The sequence below is a fragment of the Gardnerella sp. KA00288 genome (assembly GCF_049244085.1).
Lineage (GTDB): Bacteria > Actinomycetota > Actinomycetes > Actinomycetales > Bifidobacteriaceae > Bifidobacterium > Bifidobacterium greenwoodii.
In genome coordinates this window covers 1308949-1327664 of the sequence record NZ_CP058373.1, presented here as the reverse complement: position 1 = coordinate 1327664, position 18716 = coordinate 1308949, and the positions used below count along the sequence as shown (strand labels likewise).

At 44.8% G+C, this 18716-nt stretch carries 16 protein-coding genes; all 16 read left to right on the top strand.

Annotated elements, in window-relative coordinates; translation table 11 throughout:
* Positions 1-188: 188 nt before the first annotated feature.
* The 16 genes from HXT52_RS05170 (at position 189) to HXT52_RS05095 (ending at position 18410) form a co-directional block, all read left to right on the top strand.
* Positions 189-521 (top strand): hypothetical protein, encoded by a 333-nt coding sequence (locus tag HXT52_RS05170; protein ID WP_421775855.1) that lies wholly within the window; start codon positions 189-191, stop codon positions 519-521.
* Between the two features lie 132 nt (positions 522-653).
* Complete coding sequence (rpsO, locus tag HXT52_RS05165) at positions 654-923, top strand: 30S ribosomal protein S15 (RefSeq protein WP_004135787.1); 270 nt, start codon at positions 654-656, stop codon at positions 921-923.
* Between the two features lie 288 nt (positions 924-1211).
* Positions 1212-4004, top strand: a complete 2793-nt coding sequence (locus HXT52_RS05160; RefSeq protein ID WP_004135786.1) for a polyribonucleotide nucleotidyltransferase — start codon at positions 1212-1214, stop codon at positions 4002-4004.
* 122 nt (positions 4005-4126) lie between these two features.
* Positions 4127-4990: an aldo/keto reductase gene (locus HXT52_RS05155; protein WP_004135784.1), complete on the top strand. Its 864-nt coding sequence runs from the start codon at positions 4127-4129 to the stop codon at positions 4988-4990.
* Positions 4991-5003: 13 nt separating this feature from the next.
* Positions 5004-5969 (top strand): polyphenol oxidase family protein, encoded by a 966-nt coding sequence (locus HXT52_RS05150; RefSeq protein WP_415682638.1) that lies wholly within the window; start codon positions 5004-5006, stop codon positions 5967-5969.
* 29 nt (positions 5970-5998) lie between these two features.
* The gene (locus tag HXT52_RS05145) at positions 5999-6670 is read left to right on the top strand and encodes a pyroglutamyl-peptidase I (RefSeq protein ID WP_421775854.1); all 672 of its coding nucleotides are present in this window, start codon (positions 5999-6001) and stop codon (positions 6668-6670) included.
* Positions 6671-6839: 169 nt separating this feature from the next.
* Positions 6840-8273: a cell division protein gene (locus HXT52_RS05140; RefSeq protein ID WP_421775853.1), complete on the top strand. Its 1434-nt coding sequence runs from the start codon at positions 6840-6842 to the stop codon at positions 8271-8273.
* Between the two features lie 69 nt (positions 8274-8342).
* On the top strand, positions 8343-9677 hold the full coding sequence (locus tag HXT52_RS05135; protein WP_375169115.1) for a C1 family peptidase: 1335 nt from the start codon (positions 8343-8345) through the stop codon (positions 9675-9677).
* Between the two features lie 155 nt (positions 9678-9832).
* On the top strand, positions 9833-11014 hold the full coding sequence (locus HXT52_RS05130) for a 3-deoxy-7-phosphoheptulonate synthase (RefSeq protein ID WP_421775852.1): 1182 nt from the start codon (positions 9833-9835) through the stop codon (positions 11012-11014).
* Positions 11015-11126: 112 nt separating this feature from the next.
* Entirely contained in the window at positions 11127-11633 is a 507-nt protein-coding gene (locus HXT52_RS05125) for a hypothetical protein (RefSeq protein WP_415682643.1), read from the top strand.
* A complete protein-coding gene (gene mtnN / locus HXT52_RS05120) occupies positions 11626-12351 on the top strand; it encodes a 5'-methylthioadenosine/S-adenosylhomocysteine nucleosidase (protein WP_415682645.1) in 726 nt (241 codons plus the stop codon). The genes HXT52_RS05125 and mtnN overlap by 8 nt, the downstream gene beginning before the upstream one ends.
* A gap of 207 nt (positions 12352-12558) precedes the next feature.
* Positions 12559-13785: a phosphate ABC transporter substrate-binding protein PstS gene (gene pstS / locus HXT52_RS05115; RefSeq protein ID WP_415682647.1), complete on the top strand. Its 1227-nt coding sequence runs from the start codon at positions 12559-12561 to the stop codon at positions 13783-13785.
* A gap of 219 nt (positions 13786-14004) precedes the next feature.
* Positions 14005-14889 (top strand): phosphate ABC transporter permease subunit PstC, encoded by an 885-nt coding sequence (gene pstC, locus HXT52_RS05110; RefSeq protein ID WP_421776188.1) that lies wholly within the window; start codon positions 14005-14007, stop codon positions 14887-14889.
* Positions 14890-15927 carry a phosphate ABC transporter permease PstA gene (pstA, locus tag HXT52_RS05105; protein ID WP_415682650.1) on the top strand — a complete coding sequence of 346 codons (1038 nt, stop codon included), beginning with the start codon at positions 14890-14892 and terminating at the stop codon, positions 15925-15927.
* Between the two features lie 53 nt (positions 15928-15980).
* On the top strand, positions 15981-16760 hold the full coding sequence (gene pstB, locus HXT52_RS05100) for a phosphate ABC transporter ATP-binding protein PstB (RefSeq protein WP_004135767.1): 780 nt from the start codon (positions 15981-15983) through the stop codon (positions 16758-16760).
* Positions 16761-17015: 255 nt separating this feature from the next.
* Entirely contained in the window at positions 17016-18410 is a 1395-nt protein-coding gene (locus tag HXT52_RS05095; protein WP_019260703.1) for an NCS2 family permease, read from the top strand.
* The last annotated feature ends 306 nt before the right edge of the window (positions 18411-18716 follow it).

The window sequence follows — 18716 nt, the reverse complement described above, 5'->3', positions numbered from 1 at the left end:
GCTAATAAAAATTATGGTGGGAAGACTCGTTGGGTTGGTTTGCAGAGTCTTTACTAAAAGATTTTTAGATATAGGTGTATATGAAATTACATATTGGTTTATTTCACAGTAATCGAGACAATAAGCGCTGGTATATCGTATTGCGATGCGTGGCAGTGTACATCATTGTATGGCTATGCGTTTTTAATATGTTAAATGGCGCAAAAGAATCGTACTATCAACAATATTACGATTTGGATTATGCTCTTGATATTGATGGGTCAATTACAGAATCGTTGGAAATTGCTCATAAAAAAGCTCCTGGCCATGAACCTAATATACAAGAATCTGCTCCACTTTCATGTAATGATTGTCAAGATAAGCTGTCGGACGAAGGCGTGCCACTGATAACCACAATGCTTTTTGATTATTTTAAATTTAAGAACGCGACGAGCGACATTGAAAAAGCAAAATATGAATTGCTTAATCACTCACTGTCTATATCTGATATGTATGTGACGCATAATTATGAATATGATTAAAAGATGTCATATGTGTAGTTCAACTTGTTGACGAGTGGTTGTATTATAGAAATTCGGCGTGTAACGCCCGCGGATTCACAAGCGCTACAACAGAAGGTTGTGGCACCGCGCAGTGATATTAAGGAGGACGCCGTGGCATTAACGGCTGAAGATAAGAAGAACATTATCAACGAATACGCGACGCACGAGGGTGACACGGGTTCCCCAGAAGTGCAGGTTGCTTTGCTTAGCAAGCGCATTTCTGACCTCACTGAGCACTTGAAGGAGCATAAGCACGATCATCATTCTCGTCGCGGCTTGTTGCTCATGGTTGGTGACCGTCGCCGTCTTCTTGATTACTTGAAGCGAGTTGACATCAATCGCTATCGTTCTTTGATTGATCGACTCGGCTTGCGCCGATAGTCTTTTAGCCCGGGCTTAGCTCGGGCTTTTGTATATATTTATATATACATAATTGAAAGCATAATTTAAAATTGAATCATAACTAAAGATTGAAGAATAATTTAAGATTAAAATAATTTAAGATTGAAGCATAACTAAATACGGATGATTGAAGTAACCGAAACAAAAAACACTACGAAATATTGGCGTGAAGGATTGCGAAAAATCGTTAGGGATAATAACAACGCGAAGTCGCCAATGTTATTACGCATGTTGGTTGATTAGGTAAGTTAAGAAAAGGAGGAACCCGTGGAGGGTCCCGAAATTAAGGCTGTAGAAGCTGTTATTGATAATGGTTCATTTGGTAAGCGCACGCTGCGCTTTGAAACTGGTCGACTCGCACAACAGGCAGACGGTGCTGTTGCTGCCTACTTGGATGACGATTCCATGATTTTGTCGACGACGACTGCAGGATCTAGTCCGAAGGAAAATTACGACTTCTTCCCACTTACTGTTGATGTGGAAGAGAAGATGTATGCCGCTGGAAAGATTCCAGGTTCATTCTTCCGCCGTGAAGGACGTCCTTCTAACGAAGCAACATTGGCATGCCGAATTATCGACCGCCCATTGCGCCCACTGTTCCCACACACTCTTCGTAACGAAGTGCAGGTTGTGGAAACTATTTTGTCTATTAATCCTGACGATGCTTACGATGTAATCGCTTTGAACGCGGCTTCTGCATCTACTATGATTTCTGGTTTGCCATTTGAAGGCCCAGTTTCTGGTGTTCGTTTGGCTTTGATTGACGGCCAGTGGGTTGCTTTCCCACGTTGGAGCGAACGTGAGCGTGCAGTATTTGAAATTGTTGTGGCTGGCCGAGTGATTGAAAACGGCGATGTTGCTATTGCAATGATTGAGGCTGGCGCCGGCAAGAACGCTTGGAATTTGATTTATAATGAAGGTCAAACTAAGCCGGATGAGGAAGTTGTAGCCGGTGGTTTGGAAGCTGCAAAGCCATTTATTAAGGTTATTTGCGACGCTCAAAATGAGTTGAAGCGCATTGCAGCTAAGGAAACCAAGGAATTCCAGCTCTTCCCAGAATATACGGACGAACTTTACGCGCGTATTGACGAAATCGCACACAAAGACTTGGATGAGGCTCTTTCTATTGCAGAAAAGCTTCCTCGTCAAGATCGCATCGCTGAAATTAAGGAAGGCGTGCGTGCTGCAATCGCAGAAGAATTCACTGATATGGACGAAGCTGAGAAAGAAAAGGAACTCGGCAACGCGTTTAAAGAATTGCAGCGTCAAATTGTTCGTCGTCGTATTTTGACGGAAGATTACCGAATTGATGGACGTGGTTTGCGCGATATTCGTACACTTTCTGCAGAAGTTGATGTTGTGCCTCGCGTTCACGGTTCTGCACTCTTCCAGCGCGGTGAAACCCAGATTTTGGGCGTAACAACTTTGAACATGCTTAAGATGGAGCAGCAGGTGGATGCGCTTTCTGGCCCACAGACTAAGCGCTACATGCACAACTACGAAATGCCTCCATACTCCACTGGTGAAACTGGCCGCGTTGGCTCTCCAAAGCGTCGCGAAATTGGCCACGGTGCTTTGGCAGAGAAGGCTTTGGTTCCAGTTTTGCCAGGCCGCGAAGAGTTCCCATATGCTATTCGTCAGGTTTCTGAGGCTATTGGTTCTAACGGTTCCACTTCTATGGGTTCCGTTTGTGCTTCTACGCTTTCACTTCTTGCTGCTGGCGTTCCTTTGAAGGCTCCAGTTGCTGGCATTGCTATGGGCTTGGTTTCTGGGGATGTTGATGGAAAGCATATCTTCAAGACTTTGACTGATATTCTCGGTGCTGAAGATGCATTTGGTGATATGGACTTTAAGGTTGCTGGTACTTCCGAGTTCATTACTGCTTTGCAGCTCGACACTAAGCTCGATGGTATTCCTGCAGACATTTTGGCTGCCGCTTTGCAGCAGGCTCACGAAGCTCGTGCAACTATTCTTGAAGTTATTAACGAGTGCATCGATTGCCCAGCAGAAATGAGCCCATTCGCTCCACGCATTATTACAACCACAATTCCTGTTGATAAGATTGGCGAAGTCATTGGCCCTAAGGGCAAGATGATTAACCAAATTCAGGAAGAAACTGGTGCTGAGATTGCTATTGAAGATGATGGTACAGTTTATATTGCTTCCGAAGGCGGCGAAGCTGCTCAGAAAGCAAAGGAAATCATTGATTCTATTGCAAATCCTCGCGTTCCAAAGGCTGGTGAAACTTTCACTGGTAAGGTTGTGAAGACTACGAGCTTTGGTGCTTTCGTTAATTTGACTCCTGGAACTGACGGTTTGCTTCACATTTCGCAAATTCGCAACTTGGCTAATGGTGAGCGAATTGACACTGTGGAAGATGTGCTTAAGGAAGGCGATAATGTTGAGGTTATCGTTCAAAGCGTAGATGAGCGCGGCAAGATTTCCTTGGCAATCCCAGGTTTTGAAGATCAAGAATCTTCTGCTCCAGCTCCTCGCGAAAATCGCGGCCGCGGTTCTCGTGACGATCGCGATTCTCGTAATGATTACCGCGGTGGACGTGGCCGTCGAGATGATCGCGACAGCCGTGATCGTTCGGATAGAGATGATCGTCCACGTCGTCGCATGCGTGATGATCGCGATGATCGTGACGACCGTGACAGCCGTGACAGCCGCTATTCCGATCGTGACAACCGTTACGAAGATCGCAATTCTCGTCGAGATGATCGTCGTTCGGATCGTGCAGATCGTTCGGAGCGCGACGACCGTTACGCTGACGGCGATTTTGATGACCGTCCGCGCAGGTCTTCTCATCGCGATGACCGTTACGAGGAGCGTGACGAGCGCGACAATCGCGACAATCGCGCAGATCGTGACGATCGTGCAGAGCGCGACGAGCGCAATAGCCGACGCAATTCGGAAGCTCGCCGTGGCTCCGATCGCAATCTTCGCTACGCTGCAGATGACGATCACTATGATGAGTATCGTTCTGCTCGCGAAGAGCGTACCGAGCGTCCTCGTCGTCGCGTGCGCCGCGATTTTGACCCATTTGAGGAAGATTAATCGCATAAAATTATCGAAAAGTAAATGCTAATCGGTAATAAATAAATTAATAACTTACGAAATGCCTTCAAATTGCGCTTGCATTTGGAGGCATTTTAAAACTGTTTAGATAAGAGGTAAATATGGTTATGCATCGTACACTGGGGTCGTTTGACACAACAGCCATTGGCTTTGGTGAAATGCCGCTTACAATCGAAAACAATCTTGGACACAGCATGGGCATTGAAACCATTCATGCAGCTCTTGATGCTGGCTGTACGCATATTGATACCGCATGGGCGTATTACTGCTCTGGTGGTGAGGAGCAAACTGGAGAAAAGCTTGTTCGTGAGGCTTTAGAAAGCTGGAAGGGCAATAAATCTTCTATTTTAGTTGCAACAAAAGTAGGTCATTTCCGTAACTTTACGGATGGCCGCCCAACGTGGGGCAAGGATGGCAAGCCGGAGCATTTAATCCGTCACGCAAAAGAGTCAGCTATGGCACTTGGCGTAGATACTATTGACTTGCTTTATTTCCACAGGCCAGATCCAGAAGTTCCATACAACGAATCCATTGAAGCAATGCAACAGCTGCTTGATGAAGGAGTTGCTCGAGAAATCGGAATTTCTAACGCTTCTGTGGAACAAATCGATATTGCGCGCAATATTTTAGGAGAAAAGCTAGTAGCAGTGCAAAATCAATATTCTCCAGTTCATTTAGAGAATGAGGATACTTTGCAATATTGCGAAAAGCTTGGAATTGCTTTTGTTTGCTGGAGTCCTCTTGGTGGATTCCGTCATCCGTATGACGAGCATCTTTTCGATCCATTCCGCAAAGTTGCCGAGAATCATGGCGTAAGCTACCAGCAGGTAGTTTTGGCTTGGGAGCTTGCAAAAGGTGAGCACGTATTTGTGATTCCAGGAGCGCACAGGCCTGCAACTATTCTCGACAGCTTAAAAGCTTCAGATTTGAACTTAAGCGATGAAGAATTGGCTTATTTAGGGTGAAAGAAAGTAACATATGCAACAAACAAGCGTAACTGGCATGCCGCTGCCGCATGAAGATAACGAAGGCAAGCCAATTCCTGTAACTATTCCAGTTGCATTAGGAACTCGCGCTCATGCAGTTTTTACTACTAGATTGGGTGGCATTTCTGAAGGTTCATTTGCTTCGCTTAATTTAGGTGGTCGTGCAGGAGATAGTGAGGAAGCTGTTACAAGCAATCGCGCAGCATTACAGTGTGCGTTACAAGCGGACTTATCTTTAGTTGCTCAAGTGCACGGAAATGAAGTTTTTGACGCGGATACAGTAGTTGATTCATGGAATACGCCTTACGGATTCGACGCAACTGGTTTTGCGGATTCTCAATTGCGTATTGAATCAGATGCTCAAGTTTCTACAGCCTACTCGCTTGCTTTGGGAATGTTTGCAGCCGACTGCTTGCCTGTTCTACTTGCGGACGACGAGGCTGGAGTAATTGCAGCAGCGCATTGCGGAAGAAAAGGGTTAATGGCTGGAGTTCTTGATTCTGCTATTGAAGCAATGTGTAAAAAAGGTGCTGAACGCTCGCGAATAAATGCGGTTTTAGGCCCATGTATTTGCGGAAACTGCTACGAAGTTGGCGAAAGTATTGCGCTCGATTTTGAAAAACGCTACCCACAAACCGTAACAGAAACTCGTTTCGGCGGAATCGGCATTGATATTGCTGAGGCTGCTCGAATTGACTTAGCTCTCGCAGGAGTTGCAAATATTGTTGACGCAATGCCTCGAGTTACTGCTGCAACGCAATATTTGCGTGAAGATGAGGAATTGCGCACAATTTGCGAAGTAGACGGTGAAGGAGAATCTTTGCCGGAACGTTTGCAAAATTTGCAAAACCCAATGTGCACTTTGGAAAATCCTCTGTGGTATTCGCATAGGCGCGCTCAACTTGCTGGAAAATCGCATGAAGGCAGACTTCTTGCGCTTGTAATACTAGACAAGTAGCTAAAATCTTCAGAAAGTAGGCTAATATTATGAATCAAATTAACGTTGTAATTTCAGGATTTGGTCCATATTCAGATTTAGAAGTCAACCCTTCTTACGAAGTTCCATCTGCACTAGAATCTGCGGAAAATCTTGCTAAAATGCAGCCTTCTGAAGATATTTGTGTAAAAGTAACGTCTGTTATGCTTCCGATTAGTTTTGCGAATGCTTGGCCTAAATTATTAGAAACAATTGAGCGCGAGCAGGCAAATATTGTAATCGCCACCGGCACAAAGCACACTGCGCGAGGTGTGCAGCTTGAAAGATGCGCAACTAATGTTATTGATGCTAAAAAGCCGGATGTAGATAATAGTCGCCCGCAAAAAATGCCGATTGTTGAAGATGGTCCTGCAGCTTACTGGACGAGGCTGCCTTTGCGAATGATTTTGCAGCGTTTTGCTCACGACTCAATTGCATCTAATTTAAGCTCCGACGCAGGAACGTACGTGTGCAATTCTTTGTTTTATCAGCTTTTGCACTGGGCGGCTAAAGATAATAAGCGTGTTCTTGCCGGTTTTGTGAGTTTTCCTCCGGTTGTAAGTTTGCACGATGCTAGAAACGGTTTGCCATTAAAACAGCAGATTGAAGCAGGGCAAGATATTGTGCGTGAAGCAGTCAGATATTATATGCAACCTTCTGCAGAAGGAATGTTATTAAAGTAGTTGTTACTAAATTATTTGTTACTAAATAGGTGATGATAAATTAGTTGTGTGAGCTTAGCAAAAACGTGCGCAACACACGAGTATTTTGCGCTCTTAAGTGATAGCGTTGATGCTGATGGCGTAGGCACACAGTCGGTGCAGCTTACTGGGGGCTTGTGAAAGGAATATTATGGCAACGGATTTATTCCCAACCGCGTTGCGTGGTTACGATAAAGACAAGGTAAATGAGGCCTTTGCTAACTATGAGCGTACAATTTCGCGTTTGCGTGAACAAGTGCGTTCCAGTGACGAATCAATTTTGCAATTGCAAGCTCAATTGCAAGAAGAAAAAAATAATGTAAAGCGCGCAAAAAGCGGAAATACTTTCGCATCTTTGGGTGCAAATGCGCAACAATTACTAGCATCTGCAGAACAAACAAGTGCACAATTACTTGAGCGAGCAAAGCAGGATGCTGCGTCAATCAAAAAGAATGCACAAGCTCAGGCTGGAACATTACTTAATAACGCTAAATTAGATGCAGCTCACTTAATGCAGGAGGCACAAACTAAAGCCGATACAATGCTTTCAAACGCTACGCAAAAGTCGACTCAAATGATGCAAGCTGCTCAAGAAGATTCTGCACGTTTGCGAGATACTACAGCAAAAGACGTTCAAGCGCAAAAAGATGCTGCAGAATTAGCTTTGCAAAATGCTCAAGAGGAGCACACTAAGCGCATGGCTTCTGAGCGCGCTCAGCAAGAAAGCAGTATTTCCCAGCTTAAGTCGGAAGCTGCTCAAAAAATTGCAGAACAGCGTGCGGCTGCAAACGAAGAAATTGCACGCGCAAAGGCTGAAACTAACGATCAAATCGAATCTGCGTTGGCAGAGGCGAATAAAAAGTTGGCAGATATGCGCGAACATGCTTCTAAGATGATGGCGGATGCTCAGCGTAAGGCTGGCGAAATTACGGATGCAGCTAGCGCAAAAGCTCAGGAAATTGCGGATGATGCTCAAGTTGAGCGCACGCGTACGTTAAGCCAAGTTAGTGCAGAAGTTGAGCAGATTCGTGCAGATATTGCTGCCCAGCAGGAAGAAGCAACTAAGAAGGTTGACGCTTTGCTTTCTGGCTTGAAGGAAAAGGAGAGTGCAGCTCAAGAAGAAGCCGATGCTTTGGTAGCTCGCGCGAAAACTGTGCATCAGGAAGCTGACGAATATGCGGCGCAAACGCATCAGGCTGCAGATAATCAGGCTGCTGATATTGTGCGCAAAGCTATGCAGGAAGCGACTGCTCAGGTTGAAGAGCGTAGGGCTGCAGCACAGCAGGAATTAGATGGTATGACTGCGCGCTTGAGCCAATTGCAGCATCGCGAGGCAACTATTACGCAGCGAGTTACAGAATTACGTTCGCTGTTTGCAAACGCGTTCTCTGGTTTTGATTTTGGAGATGCTCAGCAGGATCAGCATGTTCAGCAGGCTTCTGACGATGTTGACGATTCTGCGGATGCGAAATCTTCTGCCGAAGCAAAGCAGGCTCAGCGAGATGTTCAGGCTGCGCTTGCGGAATCTGAAGAATCTAACGAATCTGACGAATACAGTGAATATGACGAATCTCAAGAAAATTAGTAAAATAAGTTTTCTAAACAAATTTTCTAAATAAATTTAACTAAATAATTAATAGGAAAGGTAAGAATAGTGACTGAGATCACCGCTTTAACTGATGAAGCATTGCAAGGTTTGCGTGAGGATTTTGACGCGAATCCGTTAAACCGTTTAGCCATGAATGGTGTGACTGCTGCTGGTATTGATAAGGTTGCGCGTAATTATGACCGCGCTCGCTTGTTGCAGCGTCGTTTTTCCACGATTGTTGACAACGGTGATGCTACGCATCAGGATCGTTCTGGACGCTGCTGGCTGTTTAGCTCGTTGAACGTGGCTCGTTTCATTGCTAAAAAGTCGCTTGGTTTGAAGGAATTTGAGTTTTCTCAGAACTACGCAATGTATTACGACAAGCTTGAGCGAATTAACTACTTCTTGAAGGATGTTGCGGCTTTGGTTCGCGCGGGCGAGCCTTCAGATTCTCGTTTGATTCAGCATTTGTTGCACGACGTTATGGGCGATGGCGGTCAGTGGACCATGGCTATGAACGTTTACAAGAAGTATGGTGCTGTTCCTAAAGATTTGTTCCCAGAAACCGCTTCTTCTAAGAATACTGGCGCTATGAATACACAGTTGCGTGCGCTTTTGCATACTGCTGTGGCTCATATGTATGCTAATGCTACTGAAATTGATGAGATTATTGCAGACGCTACTGCTGCAGGTCATAGGATTTTGACAATTCACTTGGGCGAGCCGCCTAAGAGCTTCGATTGGGAGTGGACTGATAGCGACGGCAAGTTCCATCGCGATGGTGAGATTACGCCAGTTGAGTTCTGGAAGAAGTATGTGAACGCTGGTCTTGAGGATTATGTGTGCTTGGTTGACGATCCTCGCGCTGAGCATCCTAAGGGCAAGAAGATTGCTATTGAGCATTTGGGTAATGTTGCCGGCGGAGACGCAACCGAGTATTTGAACGTGCCAAACCAGTTTATGAAGGATTGCGTGCGTAAGATTTTGGTTGAGAAGGGCATTCCAGTTTGGTTTGGTGCCGACTGCCATCCTATGATGGATCGCGAAAATGGCGCTTGGGCTACGGATTTGTTCGAGTACGGACGAGTTTATGGCGTTGATTTCGATTTGGATAAGGAAGAGCGCGTGCGCTTTGCTGATTCTGCGATGAATCACGCTATGGCTTTTGCTGGTGTGGATGTTGCTGACGACGGCACAACTACTCGTCGCTGGCGCGTAGAGAACTCTTGGGGCACTGACATTGCGGATAAGGGTTACTTTACGATGAGTGACGATTGGTTTACTGAGTATGTGTATGAGGTTGCAGTGCCGAAGAATCTGCTTCCGGAAGAATATCGCAAAGCACTAGAAGAGCCAGCAATCGTTTTGCCGGCGTGGGACCCAATGGGCGCATTAGCATAGCTTGAAATCATTAGGATTTCAAGCTATGCTAATGCGCCGAACTCGCTATTGCAGAGAGTCCAGTGGACTCTCTGCGCGAGTTCGGCGGTGTTTGCATCTTTATTCAAGATGCAAACACCGGCCACACCAAGCAGTTTTTATAGGATGGTGAACAAATGTCTTCTACAGCTGAGCAGCGTACTTCTCTCGCGGTAAAGAAGGAAGTTGAGGAGGGGCGCAACCCTCTTAATTCCGCGAAGTTCCAGCGCTGGGAAGACCAGGTTGGTGTGGATCGCATTATTAACCGCCGCGTGTTGGAGCTTGAGCCGCTGCCGACTCCTGCTCAGGTGCTTGGCGAGTTGCCGTTGTCGCCGTATGCGCAGGATATTGTTGCGCAGTCGCGTGATGAGATTCGTGGCTGTTTGAATGGCGACGACGATCGCTTGTTGGTTATTGTTGGCCCGTGTTCTGTGCATGATCCTAAGGCTGCTCTCGATTATGCGAATCGTTTAGCTAAGTTGCGTTCGGAGCTTGAAGATGAGCTTCTTATTGTTATGCGCGTGTATTTTGAAAAGCCGCGCACGGCTCTTGGCTGGAAGGGTTTGATTAACGACCCAGATATTGACGGAACGCATGATATTCATAAGGGTTTGCTTCTTGCGCGTAAGACTTTGCTTGGTGTGTTGGATGCTGGTTTGGCTGCTGCTACTGAGTTTTTGGAGCCGACTAGCCCTCAGTTTATTGCGGATGCTGTGAGTTGGGGCGCGATTGGTGCGCGTAATACTGAGTCTCAGATTCATCGTCAGCTTGCTAGTGGTCTTTCTATGCCGGTTGGTTTTAAGAATGCTACTGATGGTTCTGTTTCTGCTGCTGTGAATGGTTGCTTGGCTGCGAGCCAGCATCATACGTTCTTTGGTATTGATCATCTTGGTCGCGCTTGCGCTGTTCAGACTCTTGGCAACCCGGATTGCCACGTGGTTTTGCGCGGATCTAGTAAGGGCCCGAATTATGATGCTGCGTCGGTTGCTTCTGCTGTGGCTTCAATTCGTTTGCGTTTGGGCACTGGTTGTGTGGCTTCCCATGGCGTTGTTGTGGATTGTTCGCACGGTAATTCTGGCAAGGATGAGCATCGTCAGATTGAGGTTGTGCGCGAGATTGCGGATCGTTTGGCTGCTGGCGAGCAGGGCATTAAGGGCGTTATGATGGAAAGCTTCTTGCAGGGCGGAAGCCAGGATCCTGCTCCTTTGAGTGAGCTTGAGTACGGCAAGTCTATTACGGATCGTTGTATTTCTTGGGAAGATACTGCCGATTTGTTAAGAACTTTAGCTAAATCTGTTGCAACACGCCGTAGAGATTAGAGACTAGAGATTGTAGTAAGATAATCTCAATTTACTTCTACTAGGCTTATATTTTACTGTATTTGCCAGTTAAGTTTTGCACTATATTTTGCGTACAAGGGAGTGTGTTGAAATGTATAACAAAGACTTGAATAAAGCGAATAAAGCAGATAAAGCGAATAAAGGTTTTGCGTGTAAAGCGTTTCCGATTGTGAAATATGTGCTGTTTGCTTTGATTGCAACTGGTGTTATTTTGCTTGCTTTTGCGTGGTATCGTGGCACTCATAGTGCTGGGTATACGCTTGTTGAGTTTTCTGCTTTGTGGTTTAGTGCTTTTATGCCGTTTGTAACTGGAATCGTTTTGCTTATTTTTGCTCGCGGATGGCATCGCATTATTGGCACTTTAGTTTGTGTGTTGCTTATAGCTGGATATTTCGCTTTTCTTGCCCTGCATGATCAGATTATTGCGTTTTTCAACGTTCCTATTACGAATCCGTGGTTTGATTTTACGTGTGGCGCATTGCTGAAGATCGCGACTTTGACTTTTGTTATTATGACTTTAGTCTGCGTGTTTTTGGTTAAGAATAACGATAAATGCGTAAGTAGTGAAGTAAAAAAGGATGATTCTGTTAATGTCTAACACTGAAAAACTTACGAAAGTTGATATTACTAAAGTTGCTATTGTTGGCGCTTTAGAGGAGGAAGTTGCGCATATTTCTAGCGCGCTTGAAAACGTGACTCACGATAAGTCTGCAAGTCTTGACGTATCTTGCGGCACTCTCGACTCTGCGGATGGTAGAAAAATCGAAGTCGCGGCTACGGTTGGCGGAATGGGCTTAGTAAATGCTGCTGCAACTGTGCAGTATCTTATTGACGCATACAATCCTCAAGCCGTAATTTTTTCGGGTATTGCTGGAAATCTTAATAAAAATTTGCATACGAACGATGTTGTTCTTGGAAAAACTGTAAAATATCTCGATACTGATATGCGCTTAATTGGCCAGTGGAAGCCGTTTGCAAGCGAGTTTCATTCGGATGATTATCTTCTTAAAGTAGCTAGTAAAGTGCTTACCGATATGAAAATCACACATATTGCTGGAACGATTGCGTCCGGCGGATATTTCGTTGATTCTCCAGAAAAAGTTGCGGAAGTAATTGCAGCTACTCAAGCCGATGCTGTGGAAATGGAAGGCGCTGCCGTCTTGCACGTAGCTGCGCGTAACGACGTTCCTGCTTTGGTTGTGCGCGCAATGAGTGATAATGCAGACACAAAATACGAGGATTTTCACACTTTTGACATTTCCGAATATGCAGACACTGCTGCAAGAATTACGGTAAATATTCTTCGCAATTTGTGAGATTTCGACACGCCGAGGCGGTCGCCGACCTTCATTTTGATTAGCTCGCGTTAAATATAGCGCCAAATACCGCCATTTTTGATACCCACTTTGTTTTTGCCGGTGCGGTTTAACCCACCTATTTATGATGGTTGCGTTAATAAAAAAAGATAGGGATTAATTAAAAGAATGCGCCCAATTCGCAAATATGGCTATAGGAACGCGAAAATGTGGTGGGGTGCAAGGCAATTCTTCGCGAAAGGAAAGAAGAATATGCGTAACAATATGAATAAGTCAAATATGAACAAATTGAATATGAATAAAAGCGCACTTAAGTTCCGTAGTATTGCTGCGGCGGCGCTCACTTTCGGCTTGTGCGCAACTTGCGCTGCTTGCGGCGACAATAGTCCAGCAGACAACAACAACGCAACCGGCGCGCAGAATGCAAAAATTTCCGGCAATTTCCAAGGCTCTGGCGCTTCTTCACAGCAGGTTGCAGTAGAAGCGTGGATTGCAGGATTCCAATCAAAAAACAACGGTGTAAAAATCGCTTATAATCCAACAGGCTCTGGCGCAGGAGTTACAACATTTATGACTGGTGCCACAGCTTGGGCTGGTTCAGACAAGCCGCTAAGCGACGACGAGGTAGAAAAGTCAAAGTCGGTTTGCGCAAATGGTACTACAGCTTTCGACGTTCCAGTATATGTATCTCCAATCGCTGTAATCTTTAATCTAAAAGGCGTTTCGGATGCTGGCAAGCATATTAATTTGGACGCTTCGACGATTGCTAAAATTTTCGACGGCAAAATCACGCGCTGGGATGACGACGCAATTAAATCGCAAAATCCTAAGCTAAAACTTCCTAGCACTCCAATTACGGTTGTTCACCGCTCCGATAAGTCTGGCACAACGCAGAATTTCTTAAGCTATGTGAAGGATGCAGCTCCAGACGATTGGTCACACGATCTTTCTGAAAACTGGCCAAATAGCGTCGGTCAAGGCGCGAAAGGCACTTCCGGTGTTGTGTCAACAATTCGTATGGCTGACGGTGCTATTGGCTACGCTGATTTTTCGCAAGTTGGTAAGCTTGGCACAGTTGCTGTGAAGGTGGGAGATACTTATAATGAGATTTCTCCGGATGCAGCGTCGAAAACTTTAGCTGATTCCGAGATTGATTCTGATGCTTCGGCAAAGTATCCTAATCGCGTTGTTATGAAAATTAATCATAATACGCAAACTAAGGGTGCGTACCCGATTGTGTTGGTTTCTTACGATATTTCTTGCCCGGTTTATAAGGATTCTTCAACTGCTCAGTTTGTGAAGTCTTGGCTGAGCTACGTAACTAGCGCGGAAGGTCAGAATGCTGCTTCTTCTGCTGCTGGAACGGCTCCACTTCCGCAAAACTTGGTTGGCAAAATTAACAAGTCAATTCAAGAGATTAAAACCGGAAAGTAAAAACTAGAAAATAAAAAATAAAAATCGAAAAGTAAAACTGTAAAGTAAAAACTTTTCGTAACTGATATTATGAAAAATATCAGTTAAAAAGGAGAATGATTGAGTTCTACGAAAAATGCAGCAGCAGTTGCGGATAGCGCAAGCGAAGCTACTCAAGTTTCTGAGAGTAATAGCAAAAATTGTGCAGGCACTCATTTTGCAGACCGTCTTTTTAAAGGCGTGGCTGCAAGCTGTGGCATGCTGATTTTGCTTGTGCTGACTGCAGTTGCAGTATTCCTGCTGTTTCGCGCGTGGCCGCTAATAAGCGGGAATCATGCGCAGGTAAGTCGCGTATTTTCCGACTTTACTGGTGGCAAAGCGCACGATTTTATAAGCTACGTAGCTCCGCTTATTTTTGGAACTGTGCTTATGTCTGCGCTCGCGCTGCTGTTCGCATTTTTCGTGGCACTCGGCATTGCTCTGTTTATTTCGTATTATGCTCCTAAAAAAATTGTTCCGCTTTTAAGCGGAGTTGTTGATTTGCTTGCTGCAATTCCGTCCGTAATTTATGGTTTGTGGGGCGGATTGGTGCTTGTGCCAGCAATGTATCCGTTCTGGGATTGGGTTTCTAAAGTTTTTGGGTGGATTCCATTTTTTGCCGGCCCTGCTGCGAATCCTTCCAGAAGTGCTGCAACAGTTAGCTTAGTTTTAGCTGTTATGATTTTGCCGATTATTACTTCTATGGCTAGAGATATTTTCCAACAAGCTCCGCGCTTGCAGCAGGAAGGTGCGCTTGCTCTTGGCGCTACAAAGTGGGAAATGATTAAGTTAGCTGTTTTGCCGTTTGCAAAGTCCGGTATTGTATCTGCTTCTATGCTTGGCCTTGGTCGCGCTCTTGGTGAAACAATGGCAGTTTTGATGATTTTGTCTCCTGGATTTACTTTTGGAATCAATATTTTAAAGGCTTCCCAAAATCAAACTATTGCCGCAAATATTGCAGCGCAGTATCCGGAAGCGAACGGTCTTGGAGTAAGTGCGCTTATTGCAACCGGATTAGTTTTGTTTGTTATTTCTTTTGCAGTCAACTTTATTGCTCGCAAAATTACCGGAAAGGCGGGCGCATAAATGGAGAATCAAATTAATAAATCTGCCGCAAGTGCTGTAGATTTTGCTGAAAATAGTGCCGAAAAGTCCGCCGAAAATAGCGCAGCTCCGGTTATTGACTTCAACAAATTCCGTCCAACTAGATCTTCTATAGCCGCGCGTAAACGCAAAGATATGCTTATGCGTGTGCTGATTTTCTTGTCTTTTGTTGTGGCGCTTATTCCGCTTGTTTCTTTGCTTTTAACAACAATTATTAACGGTATTAAGCGCTTAAATCTTGACTTTTTAACGCATAATATGACTTACGTTGTTGGCGGAAATGCTACTGGAACTGGCGGTTACGGTGGTATTTTGCACGCAATTATTGGAACTCTTGAAATTACGCTTGGAGCTATGGTTATTTCGATTCCAATTGGCCTAATGTGTGCTGTTTATTTGGTTGAGTATGCTAGAGGAAATAAAATTTCGCGCATAATTAATCTGCTTGTTGACGTTATGAGTGGCATTCCGTCTATTGTTGCCGGTCTGTTTGCTTTTTCAATGTTTGCTCTTCTTGCAGGTCCTGGCACAATCAATGGCTTTGAAGGATCTGTAGCTCTTTCTCTTCTTATGATTCCAACGGTTGTTAAATCTTCTCAAGAAATGCTAAAAATTGTACCGAACGATTTGCGCGAGGCGGCTTTAGCTTTAGGCGTGACTAAGCAGCGCACGATTACGAAAATCGTTTTGCGCACTGCTCTTCCGGGAATTGTGTCTGGCTGTATTCTTGCGGTTGCGCGCGTTATTGGCGAAACTGCGCCACTTCTTATGGCTTCAGGCTTTATTGCTTCAACGAATTTCAACTTATTTGACGGGCAAATGACGACTTTGCCTGTGTACGTTTATCAGGAATATTCCAAACTTTCTGCAAATTGCCCAGCTAATGCGCCGGCTTCTTGCGTTACAACAATTCCAATGGAGCGGGCTTGGGCTGCGGCTTTAACGCTTATTGTGTTGGTGTTGTTACTAAATATTTTGGGGCGAGTTGTGGCTCGAGTGTTTTCAGTGAAGGCGAAATAAGGCGAAATAAGGCGAAATAAAGCGAAATAGATTTTTTAGAAAGCGAGCATAAAATGGGTCAACGAATTGATGTGAAGAACTTAAATATTTACTACGGTGATTTTCTTGCCGTAGAAGACGTAAATATTAATATTGAGCCAAATAAAGTTACGGCTTTTATTGGTCCTTCTGGCTGCGGAAAGTCAACAGTTTTGCGCACTTTAGACCGCATGCACGAAATTACTCCTGGCGCTCGCGTAGAAGGCCAGGTTCTTCTTGAAGGCCGCGATTTATATGGCAAAGACGTTGACCCTGTGGCAGTTCGCCGCGATGTTGGAATGGTTTTTCAGCGTCCAAATCCTTTCCCAACTATGTCTATTCGAGAAAACGTGCTTGCGGGAGTTCGCTTAAATAATCGCAAAATTTCTAAGCAGGATGCTGACGATTTAGTCGAGTGGGCATTGCGAGGCGCAAACTTGTGGAATGAAGTTAAGGATCGCTTAGATAAGCCGGGTATTGGTCTTTCTGGCGGTCAGCAGCAGCGACTTTGCATAGCTAGAGCCGTTGCTGTGCATCCGCAAGTTTTGCTTATGGATGAGCCTTGCTCGGCGCTCGACCCAATTTCTACGTTGGCTGTAGAAGATTTAATTAACGAGCTTAAAAACGATTACACGATTGTGATTGTGACTCACAACATGCAGCAGGCTGCGCGTGTTGCGGATTACACGGCATTCTTTAATTTGAAAGCTGTAGGTCAGCCGGGGCATTTGGAATACTTTGCAGACACAACTACCATGTTCAACAATCCGCGCAATGCCGAAGCCGAGCGTTATATTTCCGGCCGTTTTGGCTGATTTGTTATATACTTTTTTGATTTCAGTGTATTTCCTTGGTCAGCACGTGCGCGTAAGGTCAGAGCTGTTCGGTTGTTCAAAGGTTTCGCAATTTTCATAATTTTATGTGAGATTTTGTGATGCCTTCGTTCATTCGACGAGTCGCAGTAACCTCTGCGTGAATGCCCAAATGTAATTGCGTCCGCGATTGCTCAAGTGCTTTCGCCGCGCTTTTTCATGGTCTTTTGCGCGTCAAAACCAAGGAACAGAGAGTTTATGGAAAAGTTCTTCCAACTCAAAGAAAACGGCACGAATGTATCAACGGAGATCACTGCAGGTCTCACTACATTCTTCGCAATGTCGTATATTATCGTCGTAAATCCAATGATTTTAAGCCAAACTGGCATGCCTAAAGGTGGCGTTTTCCTCGCTACAATCATCGCAGCAATCATTGGTACCCTTGTTATGGGCTTGTTTGCTAACGTACCTTACGCACAGGCTGCTGGCATGGGTCTTAACGCATTCTTTACTTACACAGTTTGCTTCGGCCTGCATTTTACTTGGCAAGAGGCCATGTGCATGGTGTTCTTGTGCGGTTTAATTAACATTATTATTACCGTTACCAAGATTCGTAAAATGATTATTCGTGCCATCCCGACTTCGCTTCAACAAGCAATCGGCGGTGGCATTGGTTTATTTGTGGCTTATGTTGGCATGATGAGCGTTGGTTTGATTACTTTTACTTCCAAGGATCCTGCCGCCGCTGCAAAGAGTAAACCAACTGCTGCTATTCCAGGTCTTGCTGTTATGAATAACCCTGTGCTTTGGTTATTCCTTATTGGACTTCTTTTTGCTATTGTTCTTACAGTTCTTAAAGTTCGCGCAAGCTTGCTTATTACAATTATTGCAACTTCTTTAATTGGTATTCCTTTGGGATTGACTTCTTTGAACAATGCAGTGTCTGTTACTGACGCTTTTGCTCAGCTTCCAACTACTTTCGGTGCTATTTTTAGCGATAAGGGTTTTGCATCTTTGTTTGCTGATCCTGCTCGTTTGCCGCTTGTGTTGGTAACTATTTTCGCATTCTCAATGTCGGATACTTTTGACACTCTCGGCACCTTTATTGGTACTGGCCGTCGTACAGGTATCTTCTCTGAGGCTGACGAAAAGGCTCTTGAAAACGGCTCCGGATTTAGCTCCAAGATGGATCGCGCATTGTTTGCTGATTCTATTGCTACTTCTGTTGGCGCAATTTGCGGTACTTCTAACACCACTACTTATGTAGAATCTGCTGCTGGTATTGGTGCCGGTGGTCGCACTGGTTTGACTTCCGTAGTCGTATCTATTTGCTTCGCGCTTTCTATTGTTCTTGCGCCTTTTGCTTCTGCAGTTCCTGCTGCAGCAACTGCAGGCGTGCTTGTTGTTGTTGGTTGCATGATGGCAAGCTCCTTGAAGGAAATTGCTTGGGACGATATTTCCGAAGCAATTCCTGCATTCTTTGCTGCCGTATTTATGGCGTTCTCTTACTCTATTTCTTACGGCATCGCTGCAGGCTTCATCATGTACTGCTTAGTTATGACTTGCAAGAAGCGTGCTAAGGAAGTTCATCCAATGCTTTGGATTGTTTCCTTGCTGTTCTTGCTTGATTTCGTTGCTAACGCTGTGCTGTAAAAGTTGCTGATATGTAAGCAATAAACTTAGGTAGCATAAGCTTACATAGCAGTGAAAATAATGTATTTGAGGGTGTGCAATTGCGCGCCCTCTTTTTATTTATAGTTTCCGCATAAATTTTTATTGACATTGTCTTGATTTTGTATTAAACTTGCCCAACGTAAACCACAGACCGTTGGTGGAATCGCAAGATTCCTGAAATTGATGCGTCAGGCCAGCACAGGTTGAGCAAGATTTACAGCGAGTATGTTGTAAGTTTTATTTAGCACTTAGTGTGCTTCGTATGTTGCTCTGCCAGTGCGCAGG